The sequence below is a fragment of the Salinibacterium sp. M195 genome (assembly GCF_019443965.1).
Classification (GTDB): Bacteria; Actinomycetota; Actinomycetes; order Actinomycetales; family Microbacteriaceae; genus Rhodoglobus.
This window is the reverse complement of sequence record NZ_CP040814.1, coordinates 2,772,196-2,789,863: the sequence shown is the minus strand read 5'-3', so window position 1 is coordinate 2,789,863 and position 17,668 is coordinate 2,772,196. Positions and strand designations below refer to the sequence as shown.

18 protein-coding genes are annotated in these 17,668 nt (G+C 60.3%); 13 read left to right on the top strand and 5 right to left on the bottom strand.

What is annotated here, in order from left to right; translation table 11 throughout:
* Nucleotides 1-46: 46 nt before the first annotated feature.
* From FFT87_RS13345 to FFT87_RS13335, 3 genes are all read left to right on the top strand, one after another.
* Nucleotides 47-1,189 (top strand): FAD-dependent monooxygenase, encoded by a 1,143-nt coding sequence (locus FFT87_RS13345; RefSeq protein ID WP_219949172.1) that lies wholly within the window; start codon nucleotides 47-49, stop codon nucleotides 1,187-1,189.
* A gap of 78 nt (nucleotides 1,190-1,267) precedes the next feature.
* The gene (locus FFT87_RS13340; protein WP_219949171.1) at nucleotides 1,268-1,834 is read left to right on the top strand and encodes a LemA family protein; all 567 of its coding nucleotides are present in this window, start codon (nucleotides 1,268-1,270) and stop codon (nucleotides 1,832-1,834) included.
* A gap of 37 nt (nucleotides 1,835-1,871) precedes the next feature.
* On the top strand, nucleotides 1,872-2,756 hold the full coding sequence (locus tag FFT87_RS13335; protein ID WP_219949170.1) for a M48 family metallopeptidase: 885 nt from the start codon (nucleotides 1,872-1,874) through the stop codon (nucleotides 2,754-2,756).
* Here the strand turns inward: FFT87_RS13335 and FFT87_RS13330 are convergent, their stop codons facing one another.
* Nucleotides 2,757-3,989: a winged helix-turn-helix domain-containing protein gene (locus FFT87_RS13330; protein ID WP_219949169.1), complete on the bottom strand. Its 1,233-nt coding sequence runs from the start codon at nucleotides 3,987-3,989 to the stop codon at nucleotides 2,757-2,759.
* A 204-nt stretch (nucleotides 3,990-4,193) separates the two neighbouring features.
* On the opposite strand from FFT87_RS13330, the gene FFT87_RS13325 reads away from it, so the two are divergent.
* The 6 genes from FFT87_RS13325 to ilvA all read left to right on the top strand — a co-directional run bounded on the left by FFT87_RS13325 (nucleotide 4,194) and on the right by ilvA (nucleotide 10,694).
* The gene (locus FFT87_RS13325) at nucleotides 4,194-5,306 is read left to right on the top strand and encodes an ABC transporter substrate-binding protein (protein ID WP_219949168.1); all 1,113 of its coding nucleotides are present in this window, start codon (nucleotides 4,194-4,196) and stop codon (nucleotides 5,304-5,306) included.
* 36 nt (nucleotides 5,307-5,342) lie between these two features.
* The gene (locus tag FFT87_RS13320; RefSeq protein WP_219949167.1) at nucleotides 5,343-6,287 is read left to right on the top strand and encodes an ABC transporter permease subunit; all 945 of its coding nucleotides are present in this window, start codon (nucleotides 5,343-5,345) and stop codon (nucleotides 6,285-6,287) included.
* Entirely contained in the window at nucleotides 6,284-7,144 is an 861-nt protein-coding gene (locus tag FFT87_RS13315; RefSeq protein ID WP_370628556.1) for an ABC transporter permease, read from the top strand. Before FFT87_RS13320 ends, FFT87_RS13315 begins: the two co-directional genes overlap by 4 nt.
* A complete protein-coding gene (locus FFT87_RS13310) occupies nucleotides 7,141-8,235 on the top strand; it encodes an ABC transporter ATP-binding protein (protein ID WP_219949165.1) in 1,095 nt (364 codons plus the stop codon). The genes FFT87_RS13315 and FFT87_RS13310 overlap by 4 nt, the downstream gene beginning before the upstream one ends.
* A 64-nt stretch (nucleotides 8,236-8,299) precedes the next feature.
* The gene (locus FFT87_RS13305; protein WP_219949164.1) at nucleotides 8,300-9,466 is read left to right on the top strand and encodes an AI-2E family transporter; all 1,167 of its coding nucleotides are present in this window, start codon (nucleotides 8,300-8,302) and stop codon (nucleotides 9,464-9,466) included.
* The gene (gene ilvA / locus FFT87_RS13300) at nucleotides 9,456-10,694 is read left to right on the top strand and encodes a threonine ammonia-lyase (RefSeq protein ID WP_370628555.1); all 1,239 of its coding nucleotides are present in this window, start codon (nucleotides 9,456-9,458) and stop codon (nucleotides 10,692-10,694) included. The genes FFT87_RS13305 and ilvA overlap by 11 nt, the downstream gene beginning before the upstream one ends.
* Before the next feature lie 26 nt (nucleotides 10,695-10,720).
* Here the strand turns inward: ilvA and greA are convergent, their stop codons facing one another.
* A complete protein-coding gene (gene greA / locus FFT87_RS13295) occupies nucleotides 10,721-11,212 on the bottom strand; it encodes a transcription elongation factor GreA (RefSeq protein WP_219949162.1) in 492 nt (163 codons plus the stop codon).
* Between the two features lie 67 nt (nucleotides 11,213-11,279).
* Nucleotides 11,280-11,699 carry a DUF4307 domain-containing protein gene (locus tag FFT87_RS13290; protein WP_219949161.1) on the bottom strand — a complete coding sequence of 140 codons (420 nt, stop codon included), beginning with the start codon at nucleotides 11,697-11,699 and terminating at the stop codon, nucleotides 11,280-11,282.
* 96 nt (nucleotides 11,700-11,795) lie between these two features.
* On the opposite strand from FFT87_RS13290, the gene FFT87_RS14670 reads away from it, so the two are divergent.
* Nucleotides 11,796-12,182: a hypothetical protein gene (locus FFT87_RS14670; protein ID WP_255559952.1), complete on the top strand. Its 387-nt coding sequence runs from the start codon at nucleotides 11,796-11,798 to the stop codon at nucleotides 12,180-12,182.
* Here the strand turns inward: FFT87_RS14670 and FFT87_RS13280 are convergent.
* Nucleotides 12,163-12,912, bottom strand: a complete 750-nt coding sequence (locus FFT87_RS13280) for a hemolysin III family protein (RefSeq protein WP_219949160.1) — start codon at nucleotides 12,910-12,912, stop codon at nucleotides 12,163-12,165. The genes FFT87_RS14670 and FFT87_RS13280 overlap by 20 nt on opposite strands.
* Before the next feature lie 63 nt (nucleotides 12,913-12,975).
* On the opposite strand from FFT87_RS13280, the gene FFT87_RS13275 reads away from it, so the two are divergent.
* The 3 genes from FFT87_RS13275 (at nucleotide 12,976) to FFT87_RS13265 (ending at nucleotide 16,236) form a co-directional block, all read left to right on the top strand.
* Nucleotides 12,976-13,761 carry an isoprenyl transferase gene (locus tag FFT87_RS13275; RefSeq protein WP_219949159.1) on the top strand — a complete coding sequence of 262 codons (786 nt, stop codon included), beginning with the start codon at nucleotides 12,976-12,978 and terminating at the stop codon, nucleotides 13,759-13,761.
* A 272-nt stretch (nucleotides 13,762-14,033) separates the two neighbouring features.
* Nucleotides 14,034-15,395, top strand: coding sequence for a PhoH family protein (locus FFT87_RS13270; RefSeq protein WP_219949158.1), 1,362 nt, complete (start codon nucleotides 14,034-14,036; stop codon nucleotides 15,393-15,395).
* A gap of 73 nt (nucleotides 15,396-15,468) precedes the next feature.
* Nucleotides 15,469-16,236, top strand: coding sequence for a fumarate hydratase (locus FFT87_RS13265; RefSeq protein ID WP_219949157.1), 768 nt, complete (start codon nucleotides 15,469-15,471; stop codon nucleotides 16,234-16,236).
* Here the strand turns inward: FFT87_RS13265 and FFT87_RS13260 are convergent.
* Nucleotides 16,233-17,591, bottom strand: a complete 1,359-nt coding sequence (locus FFT87_RS13260; protein ID WP_255560160.1) for an aspartate ammonia-lyase — start codon at nucleotides 17,589-17,591, stop codon at nucleotides 16,233-16,235. The genes FFT87_RS13265 and FFT87_RS13260 overlap by 4 nt on opposite strands.
* Nucleotides 17,592-17,668: the final 77 nt, after the last annotated feature.

Below are 17,668 nucleotides of genomic sequence, written 5' to 3'. Positions count from 1 at the left end.
CCGTCAGATTTGACGGCAGGGAAAGGGCGCGATTATCAAAGCCATTGTGTGTGGAGCAGGAATTTCGGGACTCACCGTCGCCGGGCAATTGGCGCGCAATGGCTGGGAAGTTGTGCTGCTGGAGGCAGCCCCCGAACGCCGCACGCAGGGCTACATGATTGATTTCTTTGGTCCCGGCTATGACGCTGCGGAGAAGATGGGCATCCTCGAGCAGCTGCGCGAGTTGAGCTATCCCATTAGCGAGGGTCGTTTTGTTCGCCCCAATGGGCGAAGTCAGGCACTCGACTACAGCGTCATTGCGAATAATGAAGATGGCAAGCTCATGAGCTTGATGCGCCAAGATCTTGAGCAGGTGCTCTTCGCGGCGCTTCCCGAGAATGTTGAGGCGCGCTTCGGTAGCGCGGTCGTTGCGGTCGAAGACCGCACGGACTACGTCACGGCGGTGCTGGGTGATGGTTCGCGCATCTCTGGCGACATTGTGGTGGCCGCTGACGGCATCCATTCCGCAATTCGTCACCACCTGTTTGGCGATTCGGCGGCGTTCGATCGTCAACTGGGCATGCACACGTGCGCCTATACCTTCGACTCTCCGCGGCTGCACAAGAAGTTGGGCGACGCCTTGGTTTCGAGTGATGAGCTGGATCGCATGGTTGGTCTCTATGGGTTGCGCGACGGCAAGGTGGCGATGTTCGCTGCGCACCGGGTCGCCGATACGGTGCTTCCGGCTGACCCCCAGCAGGCCATTCGCGATGCCTACCAAGGTATGGGTGACGATATCGAGGAGGCCATCGCGAAGTGTCCCGCTGCTGATCAGGTGTACTACGACCAAGTCGCCCAAGTGGAGTTGCCGGTATGGAGCCGTGGCCGAGTGGTCTTTGCCGGGGATGCCTGCCAAGCGGTTTCGCTGCTCGCCGGCCAGGGGGCTTCGTTGGCGATTGCGGGAGGAGTGCTGCTCGTCGAGAAGATCACGAGTGGTGTTGAACTCAGCGCCGCCTTCGCTGAATATGAAGACGAATGGATGCCGATCGTTCTCGAGAAGCAGGCAGCCGGCCGTCGTGCCGCGAGTGGCTTTCTGCCACACACCACGTTTCAGCTGTGGGTGCGTCGCGCCGCCCTCGCAATGTTGCGTTCACGGTTCTTCGGAAAGTTCGTCACATCGAGGATCACGGGCACTAAGCCAAGTAAATAGCAGTTCTGCCCGTGTTTGGGGGCCAGTGTGCGGTCGATTTCTCGGTGGAGGCACAGCGGGGCGTTCTATAGTTGACGCATGGAATTACTGATCGTACTTGGCGTCATCGTTCTGCTCGTCGCCATCGTTGGCATCTATCTCTGGTCGACGTATAACTCGTTGGTGACTCTCAACGTTCGTGTAGACGAGGCGTGGAGCGACATTACGGTGCAGCTCAAGCGTCGTGCGGACTTGCTGCCCAACCTCATCGAGGCGGTAAAGGGCTACGCGGCTCACGAAAAGGGCGTCTTTGAGGCGGTCACGAAGGCTCGCGCTGAGACAATGAATGCTCAGGGCCCGGTAGATGCTGCTGAGGCAGAGAACCACATGCAGTCGGCACTGAAGAGCATCTTCGCGGTCGCTGAGGCGTACCCGCAGCTGCAGGCTAGCCAGAACTTCCTCCAGCTTCAGGGTGAACTTGTTGACACTGAAGACAAGATTCAGGCCAGCCGTCGCTTCTACAACGGCGGTGTGCGCGAGCTCAACACGAAGATCAAGATCTTCCCGAACACGTTGTTCGCTCGCAACCTTGGCTTCCACGAGCGCGACTTCTTCGAGGTCGCAGATGCAGCATCCATTGCTGAGCCTCCCCGCGTTCAGTTCTAATTCGTTTCTTACGACTTTGCGTGACCAGGAAGTTTAGATGTATCGCGCCATAGCGAAAAATAAGCGCAACACCGTTCTGATCATCATCCTGTTCGTCATCCTTATTGGCTTCCTCGGCTTTGCGCTGAGTTTTCTGATGGGTGGCGATCCGTTGACGGTCACGATCGGCACGATCATTGGTGCCGGTGCCTTCACGGTGATTCAGTACTACGCGGCGTCAAAGCAAGCGTTGTCGATGAGCGGTGCGATCGAGATTCAGAAGGCCGACAACCCCCGGTTGTATCGCATCGTCGAAAACCTGTCGATCACGACGGGCACACCGATGCCGAAGGTGTACATCGTCAACGACCCAGCGCCGAACGCGTTTGCTACCGGGCGCGATCCGGAGCATGCGGCTGTTGCCGCAACGACCGGCATCCTCGATTTGCTTGACGACGCTGAGCTTGAGGGTGTGATGGCTCACGAAATGGGTCACGTTCAGAACTATGACATTCGTGTTTCGATGATCGTCTTTGGGCTCGTGGTCGCTGTCGGTTTCATCTCAGACATTGCGCTCCGCTTCACGCTCTTTGGTGGTCGCGGCAACAACAACAACTCGAACCCGATCATGATCGTGGTGGGTTTGGCAGCTCTCCTGATTTCCCCTCTCGTCGCTGCGGCGGTGCAGGCGTCCATTTCGCGTCAACGTGAATACCTTGCGGATGCCACTGGTGCGTTGACGACGCGGCACCCGGATGCTCTGGCTAGCGCTTTGCAGAAGCTGTCGGATTACAGCCAGCCGATGAAGAAGCAGAACTCGACGATGGCCCACATGTGGATTTCTGATCCGACGAAGCCGGGCATCATGGACCGTCTCTTCAGCACCCACCCGCCGCTCGCGGAGCGCGTCAAGCGCCTCGGCACGATCGGCGGCGGCTTCTAGCTAGCGCTGCAACTCTGCTTCGATAGCGGGGGAGAGGTTACCGCGCCCGGTCACCGTGATCTCGCCCATTCCTTGCCAGTGTGCAATCTCACGCAGGGTAGGCACGATGCGTTCGGCGAGGGCTCCGGTGCCTCCGGGCAGGGCGTCGAGCCCGTCTTCGTGCCACGCGGATTGCACGCGCAGCACACCCGCTTGGCGATCAGTCTTGAGGTCGATGCGGCCGACGAGCGCATCGTCCACGAGCACGGGCAGTGAGTAGTATCCGAACTGGCGCTGTGGCTCCGGGAGATAGATCTCGATGCGGTAGTGGAACCCAAACATGCGCTCGGCGCGTTTGCGATCCCACACCACGGGGTCGAAAGGCGAGAGCAGGGCAACGTGTTCGATGCGGCGGGGGATGCGCGCCTCTCGGTGTAACCAGGCGGGCTGATCCCAGCCGCGCACGGTCACGGGAATGAGCTCGCCGGCATCCGCTAGCTCGGCAATGGCCGGGCGCACGTCGGCACCTTTGAGCCGAAAGTAGTCGGCGAAGTCGGATGCCGTGCCGACTCCGAGCGCGCGGGCCGACTCAGCTACGAGGGCGCGGTGCGCGTCGGCGCGGGTCACTTCACGATCGCGCAGCTCGGCGGGAACAAGGTGCTCGGTCAACGCGTAGGTGCGCTCGAAGCGGGTGCGGCCAGCGCTGACGACTTCGCCCCAGCGGAACAGCATCTCGAGCCCCTGCTTCACGTCAGACCAGCCCCACCAGGGGCCAGTGCGACGGTTGGCGTCGTGCTCGATCTCGCGGGCGGTAACGGGCCCAGTGCTGGCGAGTTCTTCGCGCAGCCACTGCAGCATGGGCTGGTTGTTGCGCACCCATTCATAGCGGTCGGCGTCGCGTTCGCGCAGCGAGTCCATCTTCCAGCGCCAGAGTGGCCACGACTCGAGCGGAATGACGGCAGCTTCGTGTGCCCAGTATTCGACGTATCGCCCGGGCGTGCGCGCGGTCGGCTTGCGGAACGTCAACGCATCGAGAGCAGCCTTGTCGTAGTGGCCGAGACGAGCAAACACCGGCTGGTAGTGACTGCGCTCGAACACGTTCACCGAGTCGAGCTGCAATAGTCGGATGCGGTCGAAGAGCAGATTGAGCTGTCGCGTCCCAGCGGGGTTGTCCGCACTCGCAGTGCCGCGCCCAAAGCCTTGGGCAGCGAGCAGTACTCGGCGCGCTTGCGCTGCAGAGAGGGAATCGGCCACGGCTCGACTCTACCGAGCGACGGCGACATCCACTGGTGTCGCAGCACGAAAAGCGACCGAGCAATTGTGTTTGTGTCGTTCATCGTTCGTTTACCGGGATGACAGGGAGCGACGCTTCCGGCTGCGTACCGTCAACTCCGGATCGTTTCGGTACCCTCTGCCCGCTCACAGCGCGGGCGGCCGTAACGGTCGTTGGAGGAAGTCTTGTTCACTAAGCGCACCCTCGCCGCTGTTGCACTCGTTGCAGCATCGGCGATCTCACTCAGTGGTTGCAGCACCACTGAGGCCGCTGCTGGCGATGTTGACGCATCGACCGCAACCACCATTGAAGACTTCGGTGGAATGGACGCTCTTATCGCAGCCGCGCAGGCTGAGGGCGAACTCAACGTCATCGCCTTGCCCGACAACTGGGCAAACTATGGCGAGATCAAGGCTCTCTTTGAAGAGAAGTACGACATCATCGTCAACTCGGCTGACCCCGACGTGTCGAGCGCCGAAGAAATCGCCGCTGCCGACAACCTCAAGGGCCAAGACACGGCACCCGACGTCTTCGACCTCGGTACCGCTGTCACGCTCGACAGCCTCGACTACTTCGCTCCCTACATGGTTGCCAACTGGGATGAAATTCCCGAGGGCAACAAGGAAGCAACCGGTCTCTGGGTCAACGACTACACGGGCAGCATGTCGATTGGGTATGACTCCAACTCGGTACCCGAGCCCACGAGCCTCGACGACCTGCTCAAGGCCGACTACCGCGGCGCTGTTGCCATCAATGGTGACCCGACGCAGGCAGGCGCAGCCTTTGCTGCGGTCGGTCTCGCCTCGGTTCAGAGCGGCGGATCGCTAGAAGACTTCACCCCTGGTATCGAGTTCTTCGAGAAGCTCAACGACGCGGGTAACTTCATCCCGGTCAACGTCACGGAGGCCACCATCGCCGCCGGCGAGACCAAGGTTGCTTTCGACTGGAGCTACACGAACCTCGCTGTTGCCCAGAAGGTCGATGGCTGGAAGGTCACTACTCTTCCCGGTGCCGTCTACACGAGCTTCTACAACCAGGCCATCAGCAAGGATGCCCCGCACCCGGCCGCTGCTCGCCTCTGGCAAGAATTCCTCTTCAGCCCCGAAGCCCAAAACCTCTTCATCGTCGGTGGTGCTTACCCGGTCACGCTTCAGGCTATTGAAGAAGCCGGCACCGTTGACACCGCAGCACTCGACGCCCTCGGTGAGCTCGACGGTGAACTAGTCACGCCGACCCCCACGCAGGCAGAAGAAAACGCAACGATCCTCGCTGAGAAGTGGCTTGCGGCGATCAGCTAAGGCTGATTTCCTCACTCACCGTCAGCTAAATACATCGTGTCGCTAGCCACCGCGCCAGCGCCCGAACAGGATGGTGTCGAGCTCACCGCTCGGCACCATCCTCGGGTGGCCCCGGCCAAGAAGCCGTCGAATCGGCGTCGTCGCCTCGCTTACGCGGGGCTAACGCCGTTTGCGGCCTACGTTCTCATCTTCCTCGCCCTGCCCACCGTGCTTGCCGTGGTAACGGGCTTCTTCTCCGACGACGGCTCGCTGACGTTCGAGAACATCACCGGTCTGTTTACCCCGACCATCCTCGCCACCTTCGGTAGCTCCTTCTGGCTCTCGGGTATCACTGCCGTGATCGGTGCCGTTGTCGGTGCCCTCATTTGCTATGCGATGCTCGGCACCAAGGTCGGTGGACTGTTGCGCACCATCATCGAGTCGGCGGCCAGCGTGCTCGCCCAGTTCGGTGGCGTGATGCTCGCCTTCGCGTTCATCGCGACGATAGGTGTTCAAGGACTCGTCACGGTCATCCTGCGCGACACCTTCGGCGTCGACATCTTTGCGGATGGCGTGTGGCTCTATCAGGTGCCCGGCCTCATCCTTCCTTACGTCTACTTTCAGGTTCCCCTCATGGTGATCACCTTCCTGCCCGCGCTCACGGCGCTACGCCCGCAGTGGGCAGAAGCCAGCGCAACGCTCGGCGGCACCCGCTTCGCCTACTGGCGTCACATCGCGGCTCCCGTGCTCGCCCCGGCCTTTCTCGGCTCGCTGCTGTTGCTCTTCGCCAACGCCTTCTCGTCGTTCGCTACTGCCGCCGCGCTCATCAGCCAGGGCTCGCAAATCGTGCCCCTCCAGATCCGCGCAGCGCTCGTCAGCGAAACCGTGCTGGGCCGCGAAAACATGGCGGGTGCGCTCGCGCTCGGGATGATCGTGGTCATGGTCGTCGTTATGTGGGCGTACTCGGTGCTGCAGTCCCGCACCTCACGGTGGCAAAAGTGAGCGCCGACATCGCCGCACCGCTGAGCCCGCGAGCGAAGCCCGCGAACCAGGCCGTGCGCATCGGAGCCGAACCGAGCACGCTCGTTCGCCGTCTCATCCTCGGAATCATCGGCGGCATCTTTCTGATCCCCGTGATCGCGATGATCGAGTTCACGTTCCGCAACGGCCTCGCTGGCGATTACACGACCAGCCACTGGACGGGCCTCTTCAGCGAAGACAGCGCCCGCACCTACCGCGGCCTGTATCAGGCGATCGAGAACTCGCTCGTGCTCGCCGCGGTGACCGTCGGCATCGTGCTCGTGCTGTTGCTGCCGACGATGGTGCTCGTGCATATGCAGTTTCCGCGGCTCAAGCGCACCCTCGAATTCATCTGCATCATCCCCATCACGGTGCCGGCCATCGTGCTCGTCGTCGGTCTCGCGCCGGTCTACTCGGTGGTTGTGCAGGTGCTCGGCGGTTCCACTTGGACTCTCGCCTTCGCCTACGGCATCACCGTGCTGCCGTATGCCTACCGCGCTATCCAGGGCAACCTCGACGCGATCCCCGTGAAGACCCTCAGTGAAGCGGCCAGCACGCTCGGTGCCGGCTGGATGACCGTGCTGTGGACGATTCTGCTGCCGAACCTGCGCCGGGGAGTGCTCGCGGCATCCTTCATCTCGATTGCTGTCGTGCTTGGCGAGTTCACGATCGCGAGCCTGCTCAACCGTCGCAACCTTCAGACCGCGCTGCTTCAGGTCTCGCAGTCAGACCCCTGGGTTGCGGTGATATTTGCGCTCGCGGCCCTCGCTCTCGCCTTCGTCTTGCTGCTGATCATCGGCCGCCTCGGATCAGCAACACCCTCTAGGAGAAAATCATGACTGCCACGTTTAGCCTGACGGGCCCGACGCCTACTGCCAGCCCAGCCGAACCCACCGGAGCAACCGTTCAGCTCAGTGCGGTCGTGAAGGCTTTCTCGGGCCACACCGCGCTCAACAGCATCGACCTCGAAGTTGCCCCCGGCGAACTCGTCGCGCTGCTCGGTCCCTCCGGTTGCGGCAAGACCACAGCGCTACGCAGCATCTCCGGTCTTGAGAGCATCGACAGCGGCCGCATTGTGATTGATGGGGTGGATGTCGCAGACACTCCCACGAACAAGCGCGACATTGGGATGGTCTTTCAGGCCTACTCGCTGTTCCCGCACATGACCGTGCTCGAGAACGTCGAGTTCGGGCTCAAGATGCGCAAGGTTGCCGCCGCTCGTCGCCGCGAACGCGCCCTCGAGACCTTGGACATGGTCGGCCTCACGAAGCACCGCGACCGCTTCGCCCATCAGCTCTCGGGTGGTCAGCAGCAACGTGTTGCTCTCGCCCGTGCCCTCGTCACGCGCCCGCGAGTGCTGCTGCTCGATGAACCGCTGAGCGCCCTCGACGCCAAGGTGCGCGTGCAACTGCGCGAAGAGATCCGTCGCCTCCAGACCGAACTCGGCATCACGACGGTCTTCGTGACCCACGACCAAGAAGAAGCGCTCGCCGTCGCCGACCGCGTTGCCGTTATGCGCGACGGCCGCATCGAACAAATCGGTACGCCAGAAGAGCTCTACGCGACGCCAGCCAACGCCTTCGTCGCTGACTTTGTTGGCCTCAGCAACCGGATGCCCGCCGAGCTCATCGACGGTCAGGTTCACCTCCACGGCTGCAGTCTCAATCTGCTCGGCGATCCCATGCCCGATGGTCCTGTCATCGCGCTCGTTCGCCCGGAGGACATCGCCCTCGCCGCCGAGGGCATCGCGGGCATTGTCATCTCGTCGAGCTTCTTGGGCTCGCTGCGCCGCACGCGCGTGCGACTCGATGACGGCACGGTCGTTGCTATCCAGCACGAGGTTGAGCGGCATCCGCTAGCGGGGGAGTCGGTAGCGGTGCGGCTGAAGGGGGCTCCGGTGAGTGCTCTGCTGCCTAAGCCGAAGAAGTAACGCGATGCTTGTGCCCGAAACTGTGCGCGGCAGGAGCAGACCTAACCACAACTAAGATGGGCACGTGCTATTCGGACGACGTACGAACCTAACGAGTAAGTCAGAGTCACAGGCCCCCGCTACCGAGTCGGCCTCAGTACCTGCAGGGCTATCCATTGCTGCCGCTTTTTCGTGGCGAATTCTTGTCGTATTGGGCCTGATCGCCGTTCTGATCTACTTGATAATCATGTTCAAGTACATCGTGATCCCGTTCCTTGTCGCGATTCTTATTAGTGCGCTTCTTGTGCCCCTTGTCCAGTTTCTTGAACGTCACCGCTGGCCAAAATGGATCGCCGTGACAGCAACCCTCATTGCGTTCTTTACGGTGGTCTCGGGTCTCGTTGTCGTCGTAGTGAGCCAGGTTCGTTTAGGGCTACCGTCATTGCAGCAACAGTCAATTGTCGCGTTCGAAGGCTTCCGGAGTTTTCTCAGCAACTCGCAGTTGCAAGTAACCGATGAAGACATCGATGGGCTTCTCGCGCAGGTTACCGCCTTAATTCAGCGCGACAGCCAAGCACTTGTTTCGGGAGTACTCTCGGTCGGTTCCACTGCGGGTCATGTGTTGACAGGAACACTGCTCACTCTGTTTGCCACAATTTTTGTTCTCATCGATGGCAAACGCATTTGGGCGTGGGCCGTGCGCCTCTTTCCGCGTCGGGCCCGTGCGGCTGTAGATGGCTCGGGGCAGGCCGGTTGGATCACGCTAACGACCTTCGTCAAAGTTCAGATCTTTGTTGCCGCGGTGGATGCCGTGGGCATCGGCCTCGGCGCCTGGATTTTGGGTTTGTTTTACGGAGGATTCCCGCTGGTCATCCCGATCGCCGTTGCCGTGTTCTTGGGTTCGTTTATCCCGGTAGTGGGTGCGCTCATCACCGGAATCCTCGCGATCTTTATTGCTCTCGTATTCCTCGGCCCCATTCCGGCAGTCATCATGCTGGGAATCGTGCTCGTGGTGCAACAACTTGAGGGGCACATTCTTCAGCCGCTCGTCATGGGCACTGCGGTAAAGGTTCACCCGCTCGCCGTCGTGTTCTCGGTGGCAGCCGGGGCATTTGTGGCGGGAATCCCTGGTGCACTCTTCGCGGTACCGCTGGTGGCTGTTGTGAACGTTATGACCAAGTACATCGCCCATGGCAGTTGGCGCACTAGTGTTCGCCCCACAGTGAGAGATGTGCTCGGTAATGGTAAGTAACCGGATGCCCGGCCCCACGCTTGCGGATTATCAGCAAGCTCGTATGCGGGTTTCAGAAGTTATTGATGTCACGCCGATGCAGACCTCGCGTTTTCTCGCCGAGATCTTGGGGTCGCCTGTCTTCTTGAAGTGCGAGAACCTTCAGCGCACCGGTTCGTTCAAGATTCGCGGAGCCTACAACCGCCTCGCGGGTCTCACCGACGAGGAGAAGGCTCGCGGTGTCGTTGCGGCATCGGCCGGTAACCATGCTCAGGGCGTCGCGTTTGCGGCTCGACAGCTTGGCATCAAGTCCACCATTTTCATGCCCGTAGGTGTGCCCCTGCCTAAGCTGCAGGCAACTCGCGATTACGGCGCAGAGGTGATCTTGCGCGGTCACACGGTCGACGAACCTCTCCGCGCCGCAGCGCGCTTCGCCGAAGACACCGGTGCCGTCCTCATCCACCCCTTTGATCACTTTGATGTGGTTGCCGGGCAAGGAACACTCGCGCTCGAGGTCTTCGATCAGGTGCCTCAGGTCGATACGATCATCGTCCCCATTGGCGGCGGCGGCCTCATTTCCGGTGTTGCCGGCGCGATCAAACAGCGTGCCCGCGAAGAGGGGCGCAATGTTCGAGTGATCGGCGTGCAAGCCGTAAACGCCGCGGCGTATCCCGTCTCACTAGAGAAGGGCGAGATCGTTGAGATCAAGTCGACCCCGACCATTGCCGACGGAATTGCGGTGAGCAAGCCCGGCGAAATCAACTTTCCGATGGTCCGTGACCTCGTGGACGAAGTCATCACCGTCAGCGATGACCAGACGGCTTACGCGCTTCTCGTTCTCCTGGAACGCGCCAAGCTCGTAGTTGAGCCCGCTGGTGCCGTCGGCGTCGCCGCGATCCTTGCTGGCAAGATCACGCCGAGCGGCAACACCGTTGTGCTGCTGAGCGGTGGAAATATCGACCCCATGATGATGGAACGCATCATCAGTCACGGCCTCTCGGCATCCGAACGCTACTTGCGCTTGCGGATTCCCCTGCCTGACCGCCCTGGCCAGCTTGCTCGTATTTCGGGCATTGTTGCCGAGGCGAGCGCCAACGTTGTTGAGGTGTTGCACAGTAGGCACAACAACAAAGTGCAGTTCAGCCAGGTTCAGCTGGAACTGCACATTGAGACCCGTGGCCCCGAGCACGCGGAGTCAGTGCTCGCGCGGCTCAGGGACGAAGGATTTGACCCTCAGGTCGACTTCTAACCTAAGGGTTTACTGCCGACACGGTCTTAGCCGGAGTAGGTCGCGATCTTCAGGATCTTGACCGTGATCTCTTTGCCGTTGGGCGCAGTGTATTTCTTGGACTGCCCCACCTTGAGGCCGTTGATTGCGAGACCGAGCGGGCTCTTCTCGCTGTAAACATCGAGATCGCTGCCCTCGGCAACAATCTCGCGGCTTCCCAGCAGGAAGACACTCTCTTCGCCCATGATCTCGGCGGTGACAAGAATTCCGGGCTCAACAACACCATCGTCGTCTTGAACGTCGCCGACTACGGCGTGGCGAAGAAGCTGAGTGAGAACGCGGATGCGGGCCTCAATTTTGCCCTGCTCTTCCTTGGCGGCGTGGTAGCCGCCATTCTCCTTGAGGTCACCCTCTTCGCGGGCAGCCTCAATCTTTTTAGCAATGTCGTACCGCGCTGCGCCCGTGAGCTGTTCCAGTTCGGCGGTGCGACGATCGAACGCCTCCTGGGTCAACCATGTGACGTCGTTATCTGCAGCCACTGTGTGTCTCCCTATACAAAAGAGAAACCGGCCGCAAACGACCGGTTTCGAGATGATTTGCTACAGCCTAGGTGAGCCAGCACCGGTAGATCAAGCCTGACACTGCGAGTTCTGTAGTGCGGATGGTTTCAGTGAGGGAACGGTTGCGTTGATCACTGGCCGGAACATCCACAACTTTCCACCCCACGATGGCAAAAGTTGAGTTGAGTGCTTGAACCGCGCAGCGCGCATCGGTGTCTACTGGCACGTTGAACTGCCAAGTGACCGAGACCGTCGACTCGTCAGTGATTTCATAGCCAGTGTCTTTCGCCTCGAATTTTGCGGGGGCTTCAAGCAACCCACCCCAGACCAACCACGCGGTAAAGACAGCGACGAATGCGATTGCGACAGTCACCACAACGATGCGGTTGTTGCGGTTAGCTTGCGGGCTGCGGCCATAGCGTGCATCGAGATCGCTACCAGGGATGCTACTGGATGCTGCGGGCACGCGGGGCTCCTTCGTGGGGCGGTATTCTTGTTACTGCAAGGCTATTCGCAAACTCGCATGATGGAATCATCGAGTGAACTTTCCAGAGGACAACAGTTGATTTCTTTCACTTCGCTCGCCTACAGCGCGATTCTCTGGACGGCGACCCCCAGCCCCGAACCGAGCGTTTATCCGGAATACAACGGCGACGTTAACTTGGTCACTCCCGGTGTTATCGGTTTCCTCGGCACGCTCTTCATTGCGGTGGCCACGTTGCTTATCGTCGTCGACATGAACCGGCGGGTGCGACGTGTGCGTTACCGGGCGCTCGCGCAAGAAGCGATCCTTAGCGAACAAGCTGCCGCTGATGCCGCTGATGCCGCTGATGCCAGTGGCGCGGTCGATGTGGCCGACGAGAGCAGTGCGACCAGCGACGCGGATGACCAACTCCCCGCGAACAACGCTACTGACGGCGACGACTCGACTACACAACGGGCGGATTAGTCGCTACGAGGAAAATGCCGACCCAGTGGCAGAGGAACGCCAATAGCGTTAGCGTGTGAAAAATCTCGTGGAAGCCAAAGACTCCCGGGATGGGGTTCGGCCGTTTGAGGCCGTAGATGACTGCGCCAACGGTGTAGAAAAGTCCACCGACGAGGATGAGCGTCATCATGATCCAGTTGGCTTGGAAGAAGTCGACGATAAACATCATCGCGCCCCAACCGAGCAGGATGTACAGCGGAACATAAAGCCAACGCGGTGCACCAACCCAGAAGATGCGGAACCCGATGCCGAGGGCAGCGCCAGTCCAGACGATCCACAACAGAATCGTGGCTTTCTCGGGCGGAAGCGCCAGCACGGTGATGGGAGTGTACGAACCCGCAATCAGCAAAAAGATGTTGGAGTGATCGAAACGCTTCAGTAGCATCCGCGTCTTTTCGCTCCAATTGAAGCGGTGATAGAGCGCGGAAATTCCGAACAACATGAGCGACGACGCAAAAAAGACCGCTGAACTAATCTTGGCGGCAGCACCATCGGCCATCACGAGCAGAATGATGCCGAGCACAATCGCCACGGGGAAAGTGCCGGCATGAATCCAACCGCGCCAGGTTGGTTTCTGCTCCGCGGGGTCGAGCGTCATCACATCATCGACGAAGGGAAGCTCGGGAAGTCGCGATGCGTCTTCCTTTTCCACTGCCTCTGCGGCGGCGATATCGGCGGCGTCTTGGTTCATCTTCACAGTTTACGCCGGTCTCGCTTTCACTTACTGAACGCCGGAGTGGTCTAACGTAGTCCCGTGAGTAAGCGACAGTCTGCATTAGGTCGCGGTTTTCTCTACGGTCTTTACCAGAAGAAACTGCGGCGCCAGCTAGAGGGCCAGCAATTGCCGCGCCACGTAGCCATGATCATTGATGGCAACAGGCGTTGGGCGAAATTGAAGGACCTCGAGACCGCAGCGCACGGCCATCGCGCCGGTGCGGCCAAGTACCGCGAGTTTCTCGTCTGGTGCGACGATCTCGATATTTCGGTGGCGACGCTTTACCTTCTCTCAACAGACAACCTCACGGGTCGATCTCCGGAGGAACTCGGCGAACTCTTTACTATCATTGGCGACCTCGCCGAAGATCTTTCGCACTTCCGTGACTGGCGCGTACAACACGTGGGATCGGACGCCGGACTCCCAGAAACTCTCAAAGCGCAACTCGCCGGCGCACGAGATCGCACCGCGAGTAACACCGGACTTCACGTCAACTTAGCGATTGGCTACGGCGGTCGCCACGAAATCGCTGAAGCAATGCGCAACATCGTTCGAAACCACAGCGATGAGGGGCACAGCCTTGATGCTCTCGCGGAGTTGTTGACTCCTGAACTCATCAGTGAGCACCTCTACACGAAGGGTCAGCCAGACCCAGATCTGGTCATCCGCACGTCGGGTGAACAGCGCATTAGCGATTTCATGCTGTGGCAAACCGCCCACAGCGAACTGTATTTTGTCGAGGCACTCGGCCCCGACCTTCGCGAGGTTGACTTCTTGCGGGCGCTTCGAGACTTTGCTCGCCGCCATCGCCGCTTCGGGCATTAGGCGATCGAGCACTAGACGATCGGGCACTAGGCGATCGGGTACTTTTAGCGCTGCCCAACCCGCTGCTGGCCTGAAGATGAACAGTGCCCCCAGTTCGTGACGCAATGGATTCGCGTGGCGTGTCGCTTCGCTCAGATCGTGCGACAGGTTTAGCGTTCAAGCATCAGGTATGGCGCCTGATCGAGACGGCCACGTAAGTTCGTTTTCGTAAAGTACTGGCCGTCTTCGCAGACTGGATCCGAGTGCTCGCGCACTCGGGGATGGAGTGCACGTTGGCCGACACCGCTAGCCCTAAGACCACGAACACCACGTCGAAGGCGGGAGGGCGGGCCCAACGACAAGCCGAGCGCACGTATGTGCTCGATACTTCAGTTTTGCTCTCCGACCCCAGCTCGATAAAACGGTTCGCCGAACACAATGTTGTTCTTCCTGTTGTGGTCATCACAGAACTCGAAGCCAAACGAAACGACCCGGAGATCGGGTATTTCGCACGGCAAGCCTTGCGCAACCTCGACGAGATGCGCATCAAGCATGAGCGACTCGACTTTCCGATCTCGGTCGGAGATGTCGGCGGCACGTTACGCGTCGAGCTCAACCATTCCAATATGTCTGTGCTTCCGTCTGGCCTGCAGCTCGGAGACAATGATTCCCGAATCCTTGCTGTCGCGCTGAACTTGGCTAACGAGGGACTGGACGTCACTGTGGTGTCGAAAGATCTTCCCCTGCGGGTGAAGGCGGCATCCATCGGTCTCGCTGCTGAGGAGTATCGCGCGGAGCTTGCGGTGGACTCGGGCTGGACGGGTCAGGCCGAGATCGAACTGAGTGGCGAGCAAGTCGGCGAACTCTATGACAAAGAGGAACTTCACTCGCGGGCGGTTGGCGACTTGCCGATCAACACCGGTCTTGTCGTGCACTCCGAACGTGGTTCAGCGCTGGCGCGAGTGACCGCTCGCGGCAAGATGTCGTTGGTGCGTGGAGACCGCGACATTTTCGGCCTTCACGGGCGAAGTGCTGAGCAGCGTCTAGCAATCGACATGTTGCTTGATCAGGAGCTCGGGATCGTCTCCTTAGGCGGTCGCGCGGGCACCGGAAAGTCGGCTCTCGCCCTGTGCGCCGGACTCGAGGCGGTGCTAGAGAAGCAGCAACACCGCAAGATCATGGTCTTCCGACCGCTGTATGCCGTCGGTGGTCAGGAATTGGGGTACCTACCTGGTGATGCCTCCGAGAAAATGAACCCCTGGGCGCAAGCTGTTTTTGACACCCTGGGGTCTGTTGTCTCCGAGAACGTGCTTGAGGAAGTGCTCGATCGCGGTCTGCTCGAAGTTCTTCCCCTCACCCACATTCGCGGTCGTTCACTGCACGATGCATTCGTGATCGTGGATGAGGCCCAGTCTCTCGAACGCAATGTTCTTCTGACCGTGCTCAGTCGCATTGGTCAGAACTCTCGGGTCGTGCTCACCCACGATGTCGCGCAGCGTGACAATCTCCGGGTCGGACGCCACGACGGCGTCGCTTCGGTCATCGAGACGTTGAAGGGGCACTCGTTGTTCGGTCACATCACCTTGACCCGATCTGAGCGGTCAGCGATCGCTGCTCTCGTCACCGAACTCTTGGAGGGCAATGAGCTAGCCTGACAATCTGCTTTCGATGTCTGAGCGCGCCGTGCTCGTGTTAGCGGGGTGCGCTCAGGCAAAGTAAGGTTTTCTCGTGGGGTCGATTTGGTGGTTTGTTGCGGTTCCCTTAGGGGTTGCCGCGCTCTGGGCGATTTTTGCTCCCCGAAATCAGTGGCGAAGCCTGTTTTCGTGGTCGGTGTCCAACGCACACAACTCCGAACCTGGTGGGGCCGCTTACGCCTACCGCCAAATCATTGCAGCCGTGGCGCTCAGCATCGCGTTGCTGGCAGTCGTGCTCACCATGGTGTGGACGTCGGCGCGAGAACCAGTAGAGGCTCCAGTCGCTAATAGCGTTGAGCAAATCTGGGGCTCGCCTCAACCGTTGCTGGTATATCGCAGTTTTCAGCCGGCCGGTGCGGCGGATGCCAATCTTGTCGACGTGCCCATCGAGGGCTACCTTCCGGTAAACGACGATGAACGAGCGCCGCTTTACCTCCTCGATCTTGAACCGTTTTCGCGCTTGGGCACCACAAACATCCCGGGCTACATTGGGAGCGCGCCAGCGGAAACTGATTCCACCATTACGCGTGCCGATGTGGTCGTCAAGGTGCGCGGTCCGCTGCTCTGCATTCCACGCCGCGTTGTTGCCGTCGAGACTCCAGAGCGCGTTCAACTTTCGGTGCTCTATGGCATGCCCACCCCGAGCGATGGCTCGGCACCAGACAACGTCGTGGGGTGTCCCGTGGGCGAAGACCTCACTGCTTCAGTCTTGATTCCGATCAGATTGAACGACCCCATAGGAGAACGCACCGTCGAAACTCTCGACGGTGCGCCCCTCACGCTGGTGGGATCGGAAAACTAGCCAGGCGTCGTCATCGACAAAACGTCGAGTGCGGCATCCAACTGTTCGATGGTGACTTCGCCACGCTCGACGAACCCTAGATCGATTACCGCTTCGCGCACGGTGATCGACTGCGCGACAGCGTGCTTGGCAATCTTGGAGGCAGCTTCGTAGCCGATGATCTTGTTGAGCGGTGTCACGATCGACGGCGAGGATTCGGCAAGCGCGAGCGCGCGTTCGAGGTTCGCTTCGAGACCATCGACGGTCTTGTCAGCGAGGGCGCGTAGCGAGTTGGAGAGCAGGCGGCTCGATTCGAGTAGTGACGTTCCCATCACGGGGATAGCCACGTTGAGTTCGAAGGCTCCGGATGCTCCGCCCCAGGCGATGGTCGCGTCGTTGCCGATTACCCGGGCGCACACCATGAGAACGGCTTCGGGGATAACGGGGTTGACTTTGCCGGGCATGATCGAGGAACCAGGCTGCAGGTCGGGGATCTGAAGTTCGCCGAGACCCGTGTTGGGGCCAGAGCCCATCCAGCGAAGGTCGTTGCAGATCTTTGTGACCGAGACGGCGATTACGCGAAGCGCACCGGAAGCTTCAACGAGTGCATCGCGTGCACCTTGAGCCTCGAAGTGATCTTCGGCCTCGGTGATCGGCAGGCCCGAGTTCTCGGCGAGGATCGCGATGACACGCTGCGGGAAGCCCAGGGGAGTGTTGATTCCGGTTCCGACAGCGGTGCCGCCAAGAGGTACTTCGGCAACGCGGGGGATGGTCGACTGCACTCGAGCGATTCCGAGGCGAATCTGGCGAGCGTAGCCCGCAAATTCTTGGCCGAGAGTGACGGGGGTGGCATCCATGAGGTGGGTGCGGCCAGCCTTGACGGCGCCCTTCCAGAGCTCGGCCTTTACCTCGAGCGCCTGGGCGAGGTGCTCAAGTGCGGGGATCAGGTCGCCGAGGAGTGCACCGGTTACGGCAAGGTGTACCGAGGTGGGGAACACGTCGTTCGACGACTGCGATGCGTTGACGTGGTCGTTGGGGTGAACGGCGCTGCCGAGCGAGTCTGTCGCGAGACGAGCAAGAACTTCGTTCATGTTCATGTTCGACGAGGTGCCACTACCTGTTTGGTAGGTGTCGACGGGGAACTGGTTGTGGTGCTGGCCATCGATGATCTGATCGGCGGCAGCCACGATGGAATCGGCAATAGCAGGATCGAGCTTGCCGAGTTCATTGTTGGCCATTGCTGCGGCGCGCTTGACGCGGGCGAGAGCGACGATCTGAGCGGGTTCGAGACCAGTGCCCGAGATGGGAAAGTTCTCTACGGCGCGCTGGGTCTGGGCGCCGTAGAGGGCATCCTTGGGCACGCGTACTTCGCCCATGGTGTCGTGTTCGATGCGGTATTCGGTTGAACTCGTCACTGCGTTCTAGTCCTTTGTTTGCGAGCGAATTGGTGTGA